Here is a 16,775-nt window from a genome sequence, read left to right on the forward strand (position 1 = left end):
GGTCGCAGGGACGGAGGGCGGGGCGTTACGGCATCGGCTGGGGCGGGCGCGGACCGTGGTACTGCCCGCTCGGCCGCATCCGCAGCGGCCGCTCCTGGTACTCCTCCAGGGCGTGCGCCATCCAGCCCGCCGTGCGGGCCACCGCGAAGACCGTCTCCCCGGCCTCGGCGGCCATTCCGCACGACACGGTCAGCACCGCCAGAGCCAGGTCCACATTGGCGTGCAGCCCGCCCTGCCTGGCCATCACCGCGGCCACCTCGCGCGCCGCACCCAGGGCGGGAGCGGCCTGTTCCAGTCCCTCCAGCCGGGTGAACAGCGCACGCGCACGCGGGTCCTCCCCCCGGTACAGGCGGTGTCCGAGCCCCGGTACCCGGCGCCCGGCGCGGAGGTACTCCGCCACCACCGGCGCGGCCCCGCCCTGTTCCAGCACCTCCACCAGCATCCGGTGCGCGAGCCGTCCGGCCGCGCCGTGCAGGGGTCCTTCGAGCGCGCCGAGCCCGGCGGACACCGCCGCGTACGGGTGGGCCCGCGCCGAGGCGGCCACGCGGACGGCCAGGGTCGAGGCGGCCAGGTCGTGGTCGACCAGCAGGGCCAGCGCGAGGTCCAGTACGGCCAGGGCGTCCGGGTCCGGCTCCCGGGCCGTCAGCCGCGACCACAGCTGCCGGGCGATCCGGCCGTCACCGGCCCACTGGACCGTTCCCGCCTCGGGGAGTGCGCCGACCAGCGTGGGAATCAGACAGCGAGCGGAGCCGAGGACCGCCTCCTCGGACAGGTCGAAGCGCAGCGGGTCCGCCACCGCGGCAGCGGCCACCGCCACCCGCAGCCGGTCGATGGGGCCGCCGTGGGCCGGCAGTGCGGCCACCGCCCGCCGGGCCGCAGCCAGTACCTCCGGGGGAGCGGTGAACCGTGCGCCGTGCACGACGTTGCCCGTCCAGAGCCACTCGGCGACCTCCTCGTATCGGTACTCCGAGGCCAGCGCCACCGCGTCCACGCCCCGGAAGTAGTACTGGTCGGGCTCGATGAGGGTGAGCGCCGTGCGGACCGAGAGCTCTCCGGCGGGCGCCGCGGCCTCGCGCCGGCTCCGCCGTGCCAGCGCCTCCACCTCGGCCGCGTCGAAGGTGCTGCCCCGCCCGGCCGGATCGCGGCGGCTGGTGAGCTGGCCCCGGCTGACGTACGCGTACACCGTCGCCGGTTTCACGCCGAGCACGCCCGCCGCCTCCTGGGTGCTGAGCCTGCGCCCGCCGTCCGTCTGGTCGCTCATGACGGACACCCTACAGATGGATTGAATATTGATTCAATCAACATTGACAGCGATTCAATCCATCATGGATGGTCGATCCATGAACACCACCGACAGCACCATCGAAGGACCGCGCGGCCTCGCGGGGGTCGTGGTCACCGAAACCGAGCTGGGCGACGTCCGAGGCCGTGAGGGCTTCTACCACTACCGCCAGTACTCGGCCGTCGAGCTCGCCGCACGCCGCAGCTTCGAGGACGTCTGGCACCTGATGTTCCGAGGCGCACTGCCCGCCGACGCCGCCGAGCGGGCAGCCTTCGCCGCCGAAACCGCCCCGCTGCGCCACCTGCCCGGGGAGGTCCGGGACGCGCTGCCGGGCCTGGCCCGGGCCACCCGGCTCTCCGGCCCGCTCGCCGGGCTGCGCACCGCACTCTCGCTGCTCGGAGCCTCCGCCGGCTTCCGCCCGGTGTACGACCTCGACCCCGCCCGCCGGGCCGCCGACGCGCTGGCCGCGTGCGCCGCCGTACCGACCCTGCTGACCGCCCTGCACCGGCTGGGGCAGGGCCTGGAGCCCGTCGAGCCGCGCGACGACCTCCCGTACGCCGCCAACTACCTCTACATGCTGACCGGCGGGGAGCCCGGCCCGACCGAGACCCGCGCCGTCGAGCAATACCTGATATCCACCGTCGACCACGGCTTCAACGCCTCGACCTTCACGGCCCGCGTGATCGCCTCCACCGGCGCCGACGTGGCCGCCTGCCTGACCGGCGCGATCGGCGCGCTCTCCGGACCGCTGCACGGCGGCGCCCCCAGCCGCGCCCTGGACACCCTCGACGCCATCGGCACCGTGGACCGGATCGGGCCGTGGATCCGCGAACGGGTCCTGGCGGGCGACCGGATCATGGGCTTCGGCCACCCCGTCTACCGCACCGAGGACCCCCGCTCACGCATGCTGCGCGAGATCGCCCTCCAGTTCGGCGGGCCCCTCGTGGACTTCGCCGTCGAGGTCGAGCGCCAGGTCGAGGAGATCCTCGCCGAGCTCAAGCCGGGCCGGGAGCTGCACACCAACGTGGAGTTCTACGCGGGCGTGGTCATGGAGCTGTGCGGGCTGCCGCGCGAGATGTTCACCCCGACCTTCTGCGCGGCCCGTGTGGTCGGCTGGAGTGCGAACGTCCTCGAACAGGCCGCCGATTCGAAGATCATCCGTCCTGCCGCCCGGTACAGCGGCCCCACCCCGCCCCAGCCGGTGCCGGTGATCGACTGATCGACCGCGGAGGCTGGCTACGATCGACCGGGTGAACAGCAGGCAGCCCATCCCCGTCGTCGTCCTCGCCGGTTTCCTCGGATCCGGCAAGACCACCGTGCTGAACCACCTCCTCGCCGGTCGCGGGGGCACCCGGATCGGGGTCGTCGTCAACGACTTCGGCTCGATCGAGATCGACGCGATGTCGGTGGCCGGCCAGGTCGGGGACTCGATGGTCTCCCTCGGCGGCGGCTGCCTGTGCTGCGCCGTCGACGGCAGCGAGCTGGACGCGTACCTGGAGAAGCTCTCCGCTCCCGTCCACCGCATCGACGTGATCGTCATCGAGGCGAGCGGGCTGGCGGAGCCCCAGGAGATGATCCGGATGCTCATGGCCAGCGAAAACCCCGCCATCCGCTACGGCGGGCTGGTGCAGGTCGTGGACGCGGCCGAATTCGACGCGACGCGGGCCGTGCACCCGGAGACCGACCGCCACCTCGCCGTCGCGGACCTGGTGGTGCTCAACAAGACCGACCGCGTCGACCCCGGCGAACGGGCCCGGATCGAGACGGAACTCGCCGCGCTCTGCGCCCCCGGCACCCCGGTCGTGGGCGCCGACCACGGGCGGATCGACCCGGAACTGCTCTTCGACCGGCGCCCCTGGACCGAGACCCGGGGCCAGCTCTCGTTCGAGGACCTCCTCGCGGAGGCCGACGGCCACGACCACTGCACCCACGCGCACGCCGCCTACGAGAGCACGGAGTTCGCCTCCGACCAGGCCCTCTCCCCCCGCCGGTTCATCGACTTCCTCGACCGGCGGCCGGCCGGGCTCTACCGGATCAAGGGCTTCGTGTGGTTCGGGGTCCCGGGGCACGAGGAGAAGTACGAGGTCCACGCGGTCGGCCGGTTCCTCCGCTTCGCCCCGCAGCCCTGGGGGCGGGGCGAAGCGCGCCTGACGCAGCTCGTCCTGATCGGCTCCGGCACCGACGGGGAGGGGCTGGTGCGGGAGTTGGAGGCCTGCCGCGAGCAGGCCCCGCAGAACGCATCCCCCGAGAGCATGTGGGGCGTGCTGCGGTACGTCGCCGTGCCCCGGCCCGCGGCCGATCCCGGAGCCGAGGCCGAGGCCGAGACCGGTCCCGGAGCCGAAGCCGGGCCGGAGCCCGGCTTCGGAGCCGGGGCCCTCTGACGCGCCGGCCGGGAGACCGGTCGAGCCAGCTCAGCCGGCGGGAACCGTCTCACGCAGGAAGGCGATCAGCAGGTCCGTCACCGCGGCGGGCCGCTCCAGGCTGGGGAGATGGCCGGCCCAGGGCAGTTCGACGTGCCGGGTGTCGGCGAGCAGCCCCGGCAGCTGGGCCGCGATCTCCCGGAAGTCCGCCAGGTCGAGGCCGCCCGAAAGCGCGAGACCGGGTGCCTTGACCGCTGACAGGTCGATGTCCACGTTCTTCCGCCCTGCCCCCTCGGGGGCGGCCAGCTGCACCTCGAAGGCACGCCGCTGCATCTTGCGCACCTCGTCCCGGACCGCCTCCCCGGCGTCCGGCCCGAGGAAGGTGTCCACGTTCAGTTCCACGGCACCCGCAATGTCACCCGCCTCGATCAGCGCGTCCTCCCGTTCGCCGAACGCGCGCAGCTCAGCGCTGGGTTCATGGCCGGGCAGCCCGGAACACAACAGCGCCATGGCGGAGACCCGGTCCGGGCGGCGGGCGGCGATCTCCACGGCAACCCGTCCGCCGTACGAGGAGGCGATCAGCGCCGCCTGCTCGATGCCGAGGGAGTCCAGCAGGTCCAGCACGTCTTCTGCGTCGTTGTGGCGCCGGGCCGGCAAGGGGCTCTGGCCGAAGCCCCGGAAGTCGCAACGCACCACCCGGTATCCGGCATCGACCAGGGCCGGCCACTGCGGATCCCACATCCTTCGGTCGCACACCGCAGAGTGCAGCAGTACCAGCGCGGGGCCGTCGCCGGCTTCATCGTAATCAAGAGTCATGCGGCAGACCCTAGGCGACCTCGACGCCGTACTCGCGCAGCAGGTCCTCGAGACCGCCGCGGTAGCCCTTGCCGCCGATCACGAAGTCCCAGTCGCCGTTCGACCGGCGCCGGAACGAGCCCAGCACCAGGGCTGTTTCGCCGGCCCGCCCGTCGGAGACCTCCAGCTGACCGGCCTCCGCGCCGCAGGCGTCGAGGAGCCGGATCCGGGCGTCGGTGAAGCCGGCCAGGTCGGCGCGCGGGTCGGCCTCGGGGTCGACGGCCGCCACGAGGACCAGGCGGTCGGCCTCGCGCGGCAGGGCGTCGAAGGAGACCTCGAGGGCGGCCTTGTCGGGCGCCGCGTGCGCGCGGGCCCGTACCGAACCGTCCGGGGTCCGCGGGTTGTTGAAGAAGACGAAGTGGTCCTCGCTCAGCACCCGGTTGCCCGTGCAGACGAGCGCGCACACGTCCAGCGCCACCAGGCCCGACCAGGACATGCCGAGCACGTTGTGGTCCGCCGAAGGGGCGGGCTCCGCCGCCCGCTGCGCCGCCGGACCACCGCCGAGCCGGCCGCGCAGCCCGTACTGGTGCAGCAGCTCCACGAGTTCGGCCCCGGGAACCAACTCCAGTGGCTTGCCGTTGGCAAAGGTGTACGACGTCGGCCCGAAGGACGAGGTGGTGACGAGCACCCCCTTGTTCGCCCCCGCGTCCTGGACCGTGCCGTACAGGTCCCGTACTGCCGTCGGCGGGACGGTGTTCCGGTAGCGCTTGACCTGCACCACGATCCGACCGCCCCGGATCGGGGCCGGGTCCAGCGCCTCGACGTCCACCCCGCCGTCGCCCGACCGCTGGGTGGTCACCGCCTCCATGCCCATCGCGCGGAAGAGCTCCGCCACCAGGTTCTCGAAGGCGATCGGGTCCATTTCGAAGAGGTCCGGCTCGTCCTCACCGTTGCCGGACTGCCCGCCGTGGCTGACGACGCCGCCGACCTCGCCCGGTCTGCGACCGGCGCGGACCCCGGCCCGCTGGTCCGGCCGCGCGGACAACTGCCCGCGCAATCCCTCCACCAGGCAGTCCACCGCGCTGACCTGCTCCAGTCGCAGTCCTGCGAAGGCGGACCGCTCCGCCGACACCGTGGCGAGCACGATCTGCGCCTCGCGCCCCGTCACCGGATCGTGGTCGTCCACGAAGCCGTTGACGACCACCGAGTCCAGGGCGCCGAACTCGTCGGCCGCGTACAGATCGCGCACCACCAGCAGCACGCACTGCGCCAGCAGGTCCCGGTACAGTGCCCGCCGCTGCGTGACCGGGCGGGCCGTCTCCTTGTCCTGGTCCGTACTCGGGACGTACCGCACCGATTTGGCCTCCGGTACCACCCCGAAACGAGGCAGCTCCCAGTCGAGCACCAACTGCCGCGCCGTCTGGTCGTACGCGGCCGACACCTGCCTCGGCAGTTCCTCGGGCCAGGCCGTTGAGGCGTACAGGGCCGCAGAGAAGTACTCGACCACCGCCTCCGCATCGCCCGCGCGCAGTCTCGCGGCCAGCTCGCTCAGCCCGCGGTTGTGCGCACGGATCGCGGCAAGCTGCTCGGCCGCCCACCGGTCGTACTGCTGCCGGTTCTCGGCGAGCTGCTGCAGGCGCCGGGTCTCCGCGGCGTGCGCCTTCTGGTAGGCCCTGGTGTACTGGGCGTGCGCCTCGTGCTCCGCCTGGGCCCGCCGGTAGGAACCCAGCGCCATGCCGCTGCTCTGCTCCTGGAACTGTTCGATGCGGGGCATCGCCACGGGATGCGCCAAGGAACCCGGACGGAACGGTTCGAGCTCCTCGCTCTCCACCAGGGAAGCCATCCGGAATGCCGTCGCCCGGCAACCCGTGGCCAACAGGTTCTGCAGCGCAACGACTTCGGCCTCTATGGCCTCCGTACGACGCCGCGCCTCAACCTCGCGGTGCTGTCGGTAGGCGGCCTGCTGTTCGCGCTCGCCCCGGGCCACGTCCCGGTCCCATGCCCGCCGGCGGCGCTCCGCCTCACGCTGCTGGATCACCTGCGTCCGCTGCTGCCTGCGCTGGGCCTCGGCCCAGTCTCCGATCATCCCGCTCGACTGACGGCCCACCAGTTTTCCCCCGCCCCCACCACAAGCACCAACGGGAAAACACTAGTCGCCATTCGGGTGGTACGTCCCCCGGACGTACCACCCGAATGACCTCGTACCTCCTACAGCGCGGCACCCGCCAGCGCCGCGACCGACGCGGGCAGCGCCGTGCCCGAGCCGTCCCGGCGCGGGTCCACGGCCGGCAGCTCCGCCGGAGTGCCGTTCGCCGCCGCCGCGCGGACGGGGGAGCCGCCCGCCCAGGCCAGCACCAGCACGTCCTCGCCCTTCAGGAACCGCTGGCAGCGCACACCGCCGGTGGCCCGGCCCTTGCGCGGGTACTGGTCGAAGGGGGTCAGCTTCCCGGACAGCACGGAGTCGTCCAGCGTGCCGTGCGAGCCCGCCACGGTGAACACCACGGCGTCCCGTCCGGGGTCGACGGCCGAGAAGTGGATCACCTTGGCGTTGCCGGCGAGCTTGATGCCCGCCATACCGCCCGCCGGGCGGCCCTGCGGCCGGACCTGGCCCGCCGGGTAGCGCAGCAGCTGGGCGTCGTCGGTGATGAAGACGAGGTCCTCCTCGCCCGTGCGCAGCTCCACCGCGCCGACGATCCGGTCACCGTCCTTGAGGGCGATGACCTCGAGCTCGTCCTTGTTGGCCGGGTAGTCCGGCACGACGCGCTTGACCACGCCCTGCTCGGTGCCCAGGGCCAGGCCCTGCGAGGACTCGTCCAGCGAGATCAGACAGATCACCTTCTCGTCCGCCTCCAGCCCGGACAGGAACTCCGAGACCGGGGCGCCGCCCGCCAGGTTCGGCGCGGCGTGCGTGTCCGGCAGCTGCGGCAGGTCGATCACCGACAGTCGCAGCAGCCGCCCGTACGAGGTGACCGCGCCGACGTCGGCGCGGGCGGTGGCCGCGACCTGCGAGACGATCAGGTCGTGCTTGGCGCGGGCGCCGCCCTCCTCCTCCGGCAGCGGATCGCCGTTCGCCGTGCGCGCCAGCAGGCCCGTCGACGACAGCAGCACGCGGCAGGGGTCGTCCGCGACCTCCAGCGGAACCGCCGCCACCGCGGTGCCCGCCGACTCCAGCAGCACCGTACGGCGCCCGGTGCCGAACTTCTTCGCGACCGCCGCCAGTTCCGTGGAGACGAGCTTGCGCAGCTCCGTGTCGGACTCCAGGATCCCGGTCAGCTCGTCGATCTCCCCGGTCAGCCGGTCGCGCTCGGACTCCAGCTCGATCCGGTCGAACCTGGTGAGCCGGCGCAGCGGGGTGTCCAGGATGTACTGGGTCTGGATCTCGCTCAGCGAGAACCGCTCCATCAGCCGGGCCTTGGCCTGCGCAGAGTTGTCGCTGTCCCGGATGAGCCGGATGACCTCGTCGATGTCGATGAGCGCCACCAGCAGGCCCTCGACCAGGTGCAGCCGGTCCCGGCGCTTGGTGCGGCGGAACTCGCTGCGCCGCCGGACGACCTCGAAGCGGTGGTCGAGGTAGACCTCCAGCAGCTCCTTGAGGCCCAGCGTCAGCGGCTGCCCGTCGACCAGCGCCACGTTGTTGATGCCGAAGGACTCCTCCATCGGAGTCAGCTTGTAGAGCTGCTCCAGCACGGCCTCCGGGTGGAAGCCGTTCTTGATCTCGATGACCAGGCGCAGGCCGTGCGAGCGGTCGGTGAGGTCCTTGACGTCGGCGATGCCCTGGAGCTTCTTCGAGCCGACCAGGTCCTTGATCTTCGCGATGACCTTTTCGGGGCCGACCGTGAAGGGCAGTTCGGTGACGACCAGGCCCTTGCGGCGCGCGGTCACGTTCTCCACGGCCACCGTCGCGCGGATCTTGAAGGTGCCGCGGCCGTTCTCGTAGGCGTCCTTGATCCCGGAGAGGCCCACGATCCGGCCGCCGGTGGGCAGGTCGGGACCCGGCACGAAGCGCATGAGCGCCTCCAGGTCCGCGTGCGGGTGGCGGATCAGGTGGCGGGCGGCCGCGATGACCTCGCCGAGGTTGTGCGGGGGCATGTTGGTGGCCATGCCGACCGCGATCCCGGACGCGCCGTTGACCAGCAGGTTCGGGTAGGCGGCGGGCAGCGCGACCGGCTCCCGCTCCTGGCCGTCGTAGTTCGCGGTGAAGTCGACGGTGTCCTCGTCGATCGACTCCGTCATCAGCGACGTGGCATCGGCCATCTTGCACTCGGTGTAACGCATGGCGGCCGGCGGGTCGTCGTTGCCGAGCGAGCCGAAGTTGCCGTGGCCGTCGACCAGCGGGAGCCGCATGGAGAAGGGCTGGGCCATGCGCACGAGGGCGTCGTAGATCGAGGCGTCGCCGTGCGGGTGGAGCTTGCCCATGACCTCGCCGACGACACGGGCGCACTTCACGTAGCCGCGGTCGGGGCGCAGCCCCATCTCGTTCATCTGGTAGACGATGCGGCGGTGCACCGGCTTCATGCCGTCCCGGGCGTCGGGCAGGGCGCGGGAGTAGATCACCGAGTACGCGTACTCGAGGAAGGAGCCCTGCATTTCGTCGACGACGTCGATGTCGAGGATCTTCTCCTCGAAATCCTCCGGCGGCGGGGTCTTCGTGCTGCGGCGGGCCATCGCTGCGCGGCTCCTTAACCAAAAATGGGGTGTGCTGGGGGTCTGGCTGGTCTGCGGGGGGTCTGGCTGGGTCTGGCCGGTCTGGCCGGGGCGGGCGGGTGTCCGGACGGGTATGACGCGGACCATTGTGGCCCGAGGCACCGACAACGCCGACTCCGACCCCGGGGGAGTGACCCGGGAACTTATCCGGCGGCCGACGCGCTTGCATACAGTGGCAGGTCTGACGGAAATCTCTGCATCGCGATCGAAGGGACCACATGCCCATGGGTCACACGGCCACAGCCCAGGCCGGCTCCGGCGGCCTGACAGCGACCGAGCACCGGCTGGCCAACGGCCTGCGCGTGGTGCTCTCCGAGGACCACCTGACCCCGGTCGCCGCGGTCTGCCTCTGGTACGACGTCGGCTCGCGCCACGAAGTCAAGGGGCGTACCGGCCTGGCTCACCTCTTCGAGCACCTGATGTTCCAGGGTTCGGCGAGCGTCCCGGGCAACGGGCACTTCGAGCTGGTCCAGGGGGCCGGCGGCTCCCTCAACGGCACCACCAGTTTTGAGCGCACCAACTACTTCGAGACGATGCCGACCCACCAGCTGGAGCTTGCGCTCTGGCTGGAGGCGGACCGGATGGGGTCCCTGCTGGCCGCCCTGGACGACGAGTCCATGGAGAACCAGCGCGACGTCGTCAAGAACGAGCGCCGCCAGCGCTACGACAACGTCCCGTACGGCACGGCCTTCGAGAAGCTGACCGCCCTGGCATACCCCGAGGGCCACCCGTACCACCACACCCCGATCGGCTCCATGGCCGACCTGGACGCCGCGTCCCTGGAGGACGCGCGCACCTTCTTCCGTACGTACTACGCGCCCAACAACGCGGTCCTCTCGGTCGTCGGGGACATCGACCCCGAGCAGACCCTCGCCTGGGTCGAGAAGTACTTCGGCACCATCCCCTCGCACGACGGCAAGCAGCCGCCCCGCGACGGCTCGCTGCCCGACGTCATCGGGGAGCAGCTGCGCGAGGAGATCGTCGAGGAGGTCCCGGCCCGCGCGCTGATGGCCGCCTACCGGCTGCCGCATGACGGCACCCGTGAGTGCGACGCCGCCGACGTGGCGCTGACGATCCTGGGCGGCGGCGAGTCCTCGCTGCTGCACAACCGGCTGGTACGCCGTGACCAGACGGCCGTCGCGGCCGGCTTCGGCATGCTGCGCCTGGCCGGCGCGCCCTCGCTGGGCTGGCTCGACGTCAAGACCTCCAGCGGCGTCGAGATCCCTGCCATCGAGGCGGCCGTGGACGAGGAGCTCGCGCGGTTCGCCGCCGAGGGCCCGACGGCCGAGGAGATGGAGCGCGCCCAGGCGCAGCTGGAGCGCGAATGGCTGGACCGGCTGAGCACGGTGGCCGGCCGCGCCGACGAACTGTGCCGCTTCGCGGTGCTGTTCGGCGACCCGCAGCTGGCCCTGACGGCGGTCCAGCGCGTCCTCGACATCACCGCCGAGGAGGTGCAGGCCGTGGCCGCGGCCCGACTGCGCCCGGACAACCGCGCGGTGCTCGTCTACGAGCCGATCGCGGCAGACGACGACGAGAACGACGAGTCCGACGAGAACGAGGGGGCGGAGCAGTGAGCGACACCGCAGCCGTCACGATGACCTTCCACCCGCGCCCGCAGGCCGGCGAGCCGCAGCCGTGGGCCTTCCCGGCCCCCGACCGCGGGGAGCTGTCCAACGGGCTGACCCTGCTGCGCTGCCACCGGCCGGGCCAGCAGGTGATCGCGGTCGAGGTGAACCTCGCCGCCCCGCTCGACGCCGAGCCCGAGGGCCTGGACGGCGTGGCGACCATCATGGCGCGCGCGCTCTCCGAGGGCACCGACAAGCATTCCGCCGAGGAGTTCGCGGCCGAGCTGGAGCGCTGCGGCGCCACCCTGGACGCGCACGCCGACCACCCGGGCATCCGGGTCTCCCTGGAGGTCCCGGCCTCCCGGCTGGCCAAGGCGCTGGGCCTGCTCGCCGAGGCGCTCCGCGCCCCCGCCTTCGCCGACGCCGAGGTGGACCGCCTGGTGCGCAACCGGCTCGACGAGATCCCGCACGAGCTGGCCAACCCCCAGCGCCGCGCCGCCAAGCAGCTCTCCAAGGAGCTGTTCCCGGCGTCCCTGCGGATGTCCCGGCCGCGCCAGGGCACCGAGGAGACCGTCGTCCGGATCGACTCCGCCGCCGTACGCGCCTTCTACGAGGCCCACGTACGCCCCGCCACGGCCACCGTGGTGGTCGTCGGGGACCTGACCGGCATCGACCTGGACGCCGTGCTGGCGGACACCCTGGGCGCGTGGACGGGCAACACCGCCGCGGCCCTCCCGGTGCCGCCGGTGACCGCCGACGACACCGGCCGCGTGGTCATCGTGGACCGGCCCGGCGCGGTCCAGACGCAGCTGCTGATCGGCCGGATCGGGCCGGACCGGCACGACCAGGTCTGGGCGGCCCAGGTTCTGGGCACGTACTGCCTGGGCGGCACCCTCACCTCCCGCCTGGACAAGGTGCTGCGCGAGGAGAAGGGGTACACCTACGGCGTGCGCGCCTTCGGCCAGGTGCTGCGCTCCACCGCCGACGGGAAGGGAGCCTCGATGCTCGCCATCAGCGGCTCGGTGGACACCCCGAACACCGGACCGGCGCTGGAGGACCTCTGGAAGGTGCTGCGGACCCTCGCGGAGGGCGGTCTGACCGACGCCGAACGCGACGTGGCCGTACAGAACTTGGTGGGCGTGGCCCCGCTGAAGTTCGAGACGGCGGCCTCGGTCGCCGGCACCCTCGCCGACCAGGTCGAGCAGGAGCTGCCGGACGACTACCAGGCGCAGTTGTACGCGCGGCTCGCCGAAACCGGCACCGTGGAGGCGACCACGGCGGTCGTGAAGGCCTTCCCGGCGGACCGCCTGGTCACGGTCCTGGTGGGCGACGCGGCAGTGATCGAGGAGCCGGTGCGCGCCCTCGGGATCGGTGACGTCACGGTCGTCACCAACTGACCTGTCGGTGACGGCCGGCTGACGGTCGACCGACGCACCACGAAGGGGCTCCGGCGGGCTTATCCGCCGGAGCCCCTTTTGTCCGTTTGGTGGCTAGGTTGCTTGTATGCGGTGTGGCGTACGCAACAAAAAGGCGCGTCTGTTTGGCGATTGACTGATGATCCGCCTAGCGTCGGCCGTGCTGTTCGTCAGTTGTGCCCGCCGCACCCGCGGCACCGGACAGCGATCGCCGAGTCCCCGTCAGGCGCGAGCCTGGGGAGCCGGGGACCCACATGCGTCCCTGGGGTGAATCGGACCCCCTCGCAAGAGGAGGCCCGTAGGAGACCTTCCTGCTCCGAACCCGTCAGCTAACCCGGTAGGCGAGAAGGAAGGAAAGGATCAAACCCTTCATGGCGTTCGGCAGTCGTCCCGCTGGTACCGGTAAGCACCGTGGCTCCAGCCGTCTGAGCAAGAAGACCGCCGGTTACGCCGGTATCGCCGCGATCGCCACCACGGGTGTCGTCGGCTCCCTCGCCGCCCCGGCCTTCGCCGCGGACAATCACAGCAGCTCCGCCCCGGAGAACGGGCTGGGTGCCGTGGTCGTCGCCGAGGACCTCGCGGGTGACATCGCCGACCAGGCCGAATCCCAGCAGCGCGCCGCCGAGCACGCCGCCGCCAAGGCGCAGGCGGAGGCGGAGGCCAAGCAGAAGGCCGCCGAGTCCAAGCGCCTCGCCGAGGCCAAGGCGAAGGCCGAGCGCGACGCCGCCGAGCGTGCGGCCCGCGAGGAGGAGCGCAAGCGCCTCAACACCTTCGTCGCCCCGCTGGACAACTCGTACGTCAGCACGCAGTACCACGCTGGCGGCGGCATGTGGTCCTCCGGCAGCCACACGGGCATCGACTTCCACGCCGCCTCCGGCACCTCGGTCCACGCCGTCGGCGCCGGCACCGTCGTCGAGGCCGGCTGGGGCGGCGCGTACGGCAACAACGTCGTCATCAAGCACAACGACGGTACGTACACCCAGTACGGGCACATGACCTCGCTGAGCGTCTCCGTCGGCCAGCAGGTCACCCCGGGCCAGCAGATCGGACTGTCGGGCTCCACCGGCAACTCCAGCGGCCCGCACCTGCACTTCGAGGCCCGCACGGGCTCGCAGTACGGCTCGGACATCGACCCGATCGCGTACCTGCGCTCGCACGGCGTCAGCCTCTGACCCCGTCCCGCACCGCTTCGCCGAAGGCCCCGGCTCCCCGAGCCGGGGCCTTCGTGTTGCGTTTCCGTGCAAATGTTTCGTATTTCCGGCCGCTCTCGGAAATTATCGTGTGTTGCAATAGAGTCGCAGCACGCGCATGTGCGTGCAATGAGGCGGCAGTCGGAAATAGACGGAGGTTCGGTCTTGCGTATTCCTGCGCACGCGGTATGCACAGCAATCCGCGACGACATCGTCTCCGGGGTGTTCGAGCCGGGCGGCCGGCTGACCGAGGAGGTGCTGGCCCGCCGGTACGGAGTCTCGCGCGTCCCGGTCCGGGAGGCGCTGCGGACCCTGGAGTCCGAGGGCTTCGTGACCACGCGGCGCCATGCGGGGGCCTGTGTGGCCGAGCCGACCGAGCAGGAGGCCGCGGACCTGCTTGAGGTGCGGATGCTCCTGGAGCCGCTGGCGGCCGCCCGGGCCGCCCGGCGGCGCACCGAGGCGCACCTCAAGGTGCTGCGCGGGCTGGTCAGGCTGGGGCAGGAGCGGGCCAGGCGGGGGCAGGGGGAGGATCTGCGGTCGCTGGGCGGCTGGTTCCACGAGACGCTCGCCCAGGCGTCCGGCAGCCCCGGGCTGGTCGCGCTGCTCACGCAGATGCGGCACAAGGTGGCGTGGATGTACGTGGTGGAGGCGCCGCAGCGGCCCGTGGAGTCCTGGGCGGAGCACGGCGCGATCGTGGACGCGGTGGCCCGCGGGGACGCGGAGCGGGCGCGGGCGCTGACCGCGGTCCATGCCGACCGGGCTGTGGGGGCGCACCGGCTGCGGCTCCGCCCGGCGGTGAGCACTTCGCAACCTGCCGTAAACATGTCGAGCGGCCGGCATTAACAGGAGCCGTATACAAAGGGTGGCGTCGAGCACTGCTGCCGGAATTCGCGGCCGGTGTGAATTTGCGGCGCCAATGGCGCGGGCGGATCGTGGCCGGAATTGATTTCCGGCCTGCCGAATTTCCTGCTGAGCTGAATTCTGGGCGGCACGCTGTGCGCGGAACACCCGCTTCCCGGCGATCCGGCGCCCGGTGCGGCGCCTCGGCTTCCGGTGGGCGCCGCCCGCGGGGCTCCGATGCCGAGAACGCCGAAGCCGCGGCCCCTGCTGACCAGGGCCGCGGCTTCGGCGCGGTACTGCGCGGGTCGAACCCGAAGGGTCAGACGGTCTCGGGGAGCTCCTCGAGACCCTCGGCGACCAGCTTCGCGAGGCGGTCCAGCGCGGCTTCCGCACCCTCGGCCTCGGAGGCGAGGACGATCTCCTCGCCGCCCTGGGCGCCCAGGCCCAGAACCGCCAGCATGGAGGCGGCGTTGACGGGGTCGCCGCCGGACTTCGCGATGGTCACCGGGACGCCGGAAGCGGTCGTCGCGCGGACGAAGATCGAGGCGGGACGAGCGTGCAGGCCCTCGGCCCAGCCGACGTTGACGCGGCGCTCTGCCATGGTGATGCCCTTCAGGGTTCTTACGGTTGTCTAGACCAGTCTCTCACGACGCCCGGAATGCTCCGACCGACCTCCGGCCCGGATCTGCCGCCGTTCGACGTCCCCAGCTTGCACTCATTCGTCCCGGGTTGCCTCATGCGCCGCGCGGGGGCTGTCCGGCCCCTCCCGGCCTTAAGGTGGCCCCATGACCACCGAGTCGGACCCCTCGTACCCGGCCCACTGGGAAGCCGATGTCGTCCTCCGCGACGGCGGCACCGCCCGGATCAGGCCCATCACCACCGAGGACGCGGGCCGGCTCGTCAGCTTCTACGAGCAGGTCTCCGACGAGTCGAAGTACTACCGGTTCTTCGCCCCCCACCCCCGGCTCTCCGACCGCGACGTGCGCCGCTTCACGCACCACGACTACGTGGACCGGGTGGGCCTCGCGGCAACCATCGGCGGGGAGTTCATCGGCACCGTCCGCTACGACCGCATCGGCCCCGACGGCCGGCCCGCCTCGGAACCGGCCGACGAGGCCGAGGTCGCCTTCCTCGTCCAGGACGCCCACCAGGGCCGCGGGGTCGCCTCCGCCCTCCTCGAACACATCGGAGCGGTGGCCAGGGAGCGCGGCATCCGCCGCTTCGCCGCCGAAGTGCTGCCCGCCAACACCAAGATGATCAAAGTGTTCACGGACGTCGGCTACCAGCAGAAGCGCAGCTTCGAGGACGGCTCTGTCCACCTCACCCTCGACCTCGAACCCACGGCCGAGTCCCTCGCCGTGCAGCGCGCCCGTGAACAGCGCGCCGAGGCCCGCTCGGTGCAGCGGCTGCTGGCCCCCGGCTCGGTCGCCGTCATCGGCGTCAGCCGCTCCGGCGCCGGCGTGGGCGCGGCCGCGCTCCGCAACCTCCGGGACAGCGGCTTCCACGGCCACCTCTACGCCGTCAACGAGGCCGTCACGCGGGATCTGCTCGACGGCGTACGGGCCTACCGCACGGTCGGGGCCATCGGCGGCCCCGTCGACCTCGCGGTGATCGCCGTTCCCGCCGACCGCGTCCCCGACGCGGTGGCCGCCTGCGGCGAGCACGGCGTGCAGGGGCTCGTCGTCCTGTCCGCCGGATACGGGGAGAGCGGCCCGGCCGGACTCGCCCGACAGCGCGAACTGGTGCGGCAGGTGCGCTCGTACGGGATGCGGCTGATCGGACCGAACGCCTACGGGGTGATCAACACCGCGCCGGAGGTGGAGCTCAACGCCTCGCTGACGCCTGCGCCGATGCCGATGCGGGGCCGGATCGGCCTCTTCACGCAGTCCGGGGCGATCGGCATCGCCCTGCTCTCCGCGCTGCTGCGGCGCGGCGAGGGCCTGTCCTCCTTCGTCTCCGCGGGGAACCGGGCCGACGTCTCCGGCAACGACATCCTCCAGTACTGGTACGACGACGAGGCCACCGACGTCGCCCTGATGTACCTCGAAACCCTGGGCAACCCGCGGAAGTTCACCCGCCTCGCCCGCCGGACGGCCGCGGTCAAGCCGGTGGTCGTCGCGAAGGGCGGCCGCCACACCCCGGCCGGGCACGTCGTTCCCGACACCAGGCTGCCGGAGGCCACCGTCTCCGCCCTGCTGCGGCAGGCCGGCGTCATCCGGGTCGACACGGTCACGGAGCTGGTGGACGTCGGCCTCCTGCTGGCCGCGCAGCCGCTGCCCGCCGGGCCCCGGATCGCGATCCTCGGCAACTCCGAGTCCCTCGGGGTCCTCACCTACGACGCCTGCCTGGCCCAGGGCCTGCGGCCGCTGCCGCCGCTGGACCTGACGACGGCGGCCGCGCCGGCGGACTTCCGGGCCGCGCTGGCCGCCGCGCTCGCCTCCGAGGACTGCGACGCCGTCGTGGTCACGGCCATTCCCTGGGTGAGCGAACACGCACTGGCCGACGATCTGGCCGACGCGCTGCGGGAGGCGGTGGCCGAGGTCCCTGGCAAGCCCGTGGCCGTGGTGCACGTGGAGCTCGGAGCGCTCGTCGAAGCCCTGTCCGCCACGCGCGCCCCTTCCCCC

The 16,775-nt window shown here is 72.2% G+C and carries 12 protein-coding genes and 1 riboswitch; of the genes, 7 read left to right on the forward strand and 5 right to left on the reverse strand.

All coding sequences use genetic code 11. The annotated features are described in order from the left end of the window. Nucleotides 1–25: 25 nt before the first annotated feature. Nucleotides 26–1,261 carry a citrate synthase gene (locus PV721_RS31240; RefSeq protein ID WP_319730193.1) on the reverse strand — a complete coding sequence of 412 codons (1,236 nt, stop codon included), beginning with the start codon at nucleotides 1,259–1,261 and terminating at the stop codon, nucleotides 26–28. Nucleotides 1,262–1,340: 79 nt separating this feature from the next. Between PV721_RS31240 and PV721_RS31245 the strand changes: the two genes are divergently transcribed. Next, a complete protein-coding gene (locus PV721_RS31245) occupies nucleotides 1,341–2,501 on the forward strand; it encodes a citrate synthase/methylcitrate synthase (protein ID WP_416371223.1) in 1,161 nt (386 codons plus the stop codon). A gap of 31 nt (nucleotides 2,502–2,532) precedes the next feature. Continuing rightward, a complete protein-coding gene (locus PV721_RS31250; protein WP_319730199.1) occupies nucleotides 2,533–3,663 on the forward strand; it encodes a GTP-binding protein in 1,131 nt (376 codons plus the stop codon). Between the two features lie 30 nt (nucleotides 3,664–3,693). Here PV721_RS31250 and PV721_RS31255 read toward each other — a convergent pair whose 3' ends face one another. From PV721_RS31255 to PV721_RS31265, 3 genes are all read right to left on the reverse strand, one after another. After that, a complete protein-coding gene (locus tag PV721_RS31255; RefSeq protein WP_319730201.1) occupies nucleotides 3,694–4,458 on the reverse strand; it encodes an alpha/beta hydrolase in 765 nt (254 codons plus the stop codon). Nucleotides 4,459–4,468: 10 nt separating this feature from the next. Next, nucleotides 4,469–6,544, reverse strand: coding sequence for a restriction endonuclease (locus PV721_RS31260; RefSeq protein WP_416371224.1), 2,076 nt, complete (start codon nucleotides 6,542–6,544; stop codon nucleotides 4,469–4,471). A 101-nt stretch (nucleotides 6,545–6,645) separates the two neighbouring features. Next, nucleotides 6,646–9,102: a DNA topoisomerase IV subunit A gene (locus PV721_RS31265; protein WP_319730203.1), complete on the reverse strand. Its 2,457-nt coding sequence runs from the start codon at nucleotides 9,100–9,102 to the stop codon at nucleotides 6,646–6,648. 263 nt (nucleotides 9,103–9,365) lie between these two features. Here PV721_RS31265 and PV721_RS31270 point away from each other — a divergent pair, with 263 nt between their 5' ends. The 4 genes from PV721_RS31270 (at nucleotide 9,366) to PV721_RS31285 (ending at nucleotide 14,154) form a co-directional block, all read left to right on the forward strand. Beyond that, nucleotides 9,366–10,715: a pitrilysin family protein gene (locus PV721_RS31270; RefSeq protein WP_319730206.1), complete on the forward strand. Its 1,350-nt coding sequence runs from the start codon at nucleotides 9,366–9,368 to the stop codon at nucleotides 10,713–10,715. Between the two features lie 20 nt (nucleotides 10,716–10,735). Further along, entirely contained in the window at nucleotides 10,736–12,103 is a 1,368-nt protein-coding gene (locus tag PV721_RS31275; protein ID WP_319730222.1) for a pitrilysin family protein, read from the forward strand. Nucleotides 12,104–12,320: 217 nt separating this feature from the next. Further along, a riboswitch (cyclic di-AMP (ydaO/yuaA leader) is annotated at nucleotides 12,321–12,480 on the forward strand. A 12-nt stretch (nucleotides 12,481–12,492) separates the two neighbouring features. After that, entirely contained in the window at nucleotides 12,493–13,293 is an 801-nt protein-coding gene (locus PV721_RS31280) for a M23 family metallopeptidase (RefSeq protein ID WP_319730207.1), read from the forward strand. A gap of 183 nt (nucleotides 13,294–13,476) precedes the next feature. Continuing rightward, complete coding sequence (locus PV721_RS31285; RefSeq protein WP_319730210.1) at nucleotides 13,477–14,154, forward strand: GntR family transcriptional regulator; 678 nt, start codon at nucleotides 13,477–13,479, stop codon at nucleotides 14,152–14,154. A 316-nt stretch (nucleotides 14,155–14,470) separates the two neighbouring features. Here PV721_RS31285 and PV721_RS31290 read toward each other — a convergent pair whose 3' ends face one another. Continuing rightward, complete coding sequence (locus PV721_RS31290; RefSeq protein WP_030026990.1) at nucleotides 14,471–14,752, reverse strand: HPr family phosphocarrier protein; 282 nt, start codon at nucleotides 14,750–14,752, stop codon at nucleotides 14,471–14,473. Nucleotides 14,753–14,936: 184 nt separating this feature from the next. Here PV721_RS31290 and PV721_RS31295 point away from each other — a divergent pair. Further along, nucleotides 14,937–16,775: GNAT family N-acetyltransferase (locus PV721_RS31295; RefSeq protein WP_319730216.1), on the forward strand; the 1,839-nt coding region annotated here is incomplete at its 3' end.

Origin of the sequence: Streptomyces sp. MB09-01, assembly GCF_033794505.1 — a bacterium.
Classification (GTDB): Bacteria; Actinomycetota; Actinomycetes; order Streptomycetales; family Streptomycetaceae; genus Streptomyces.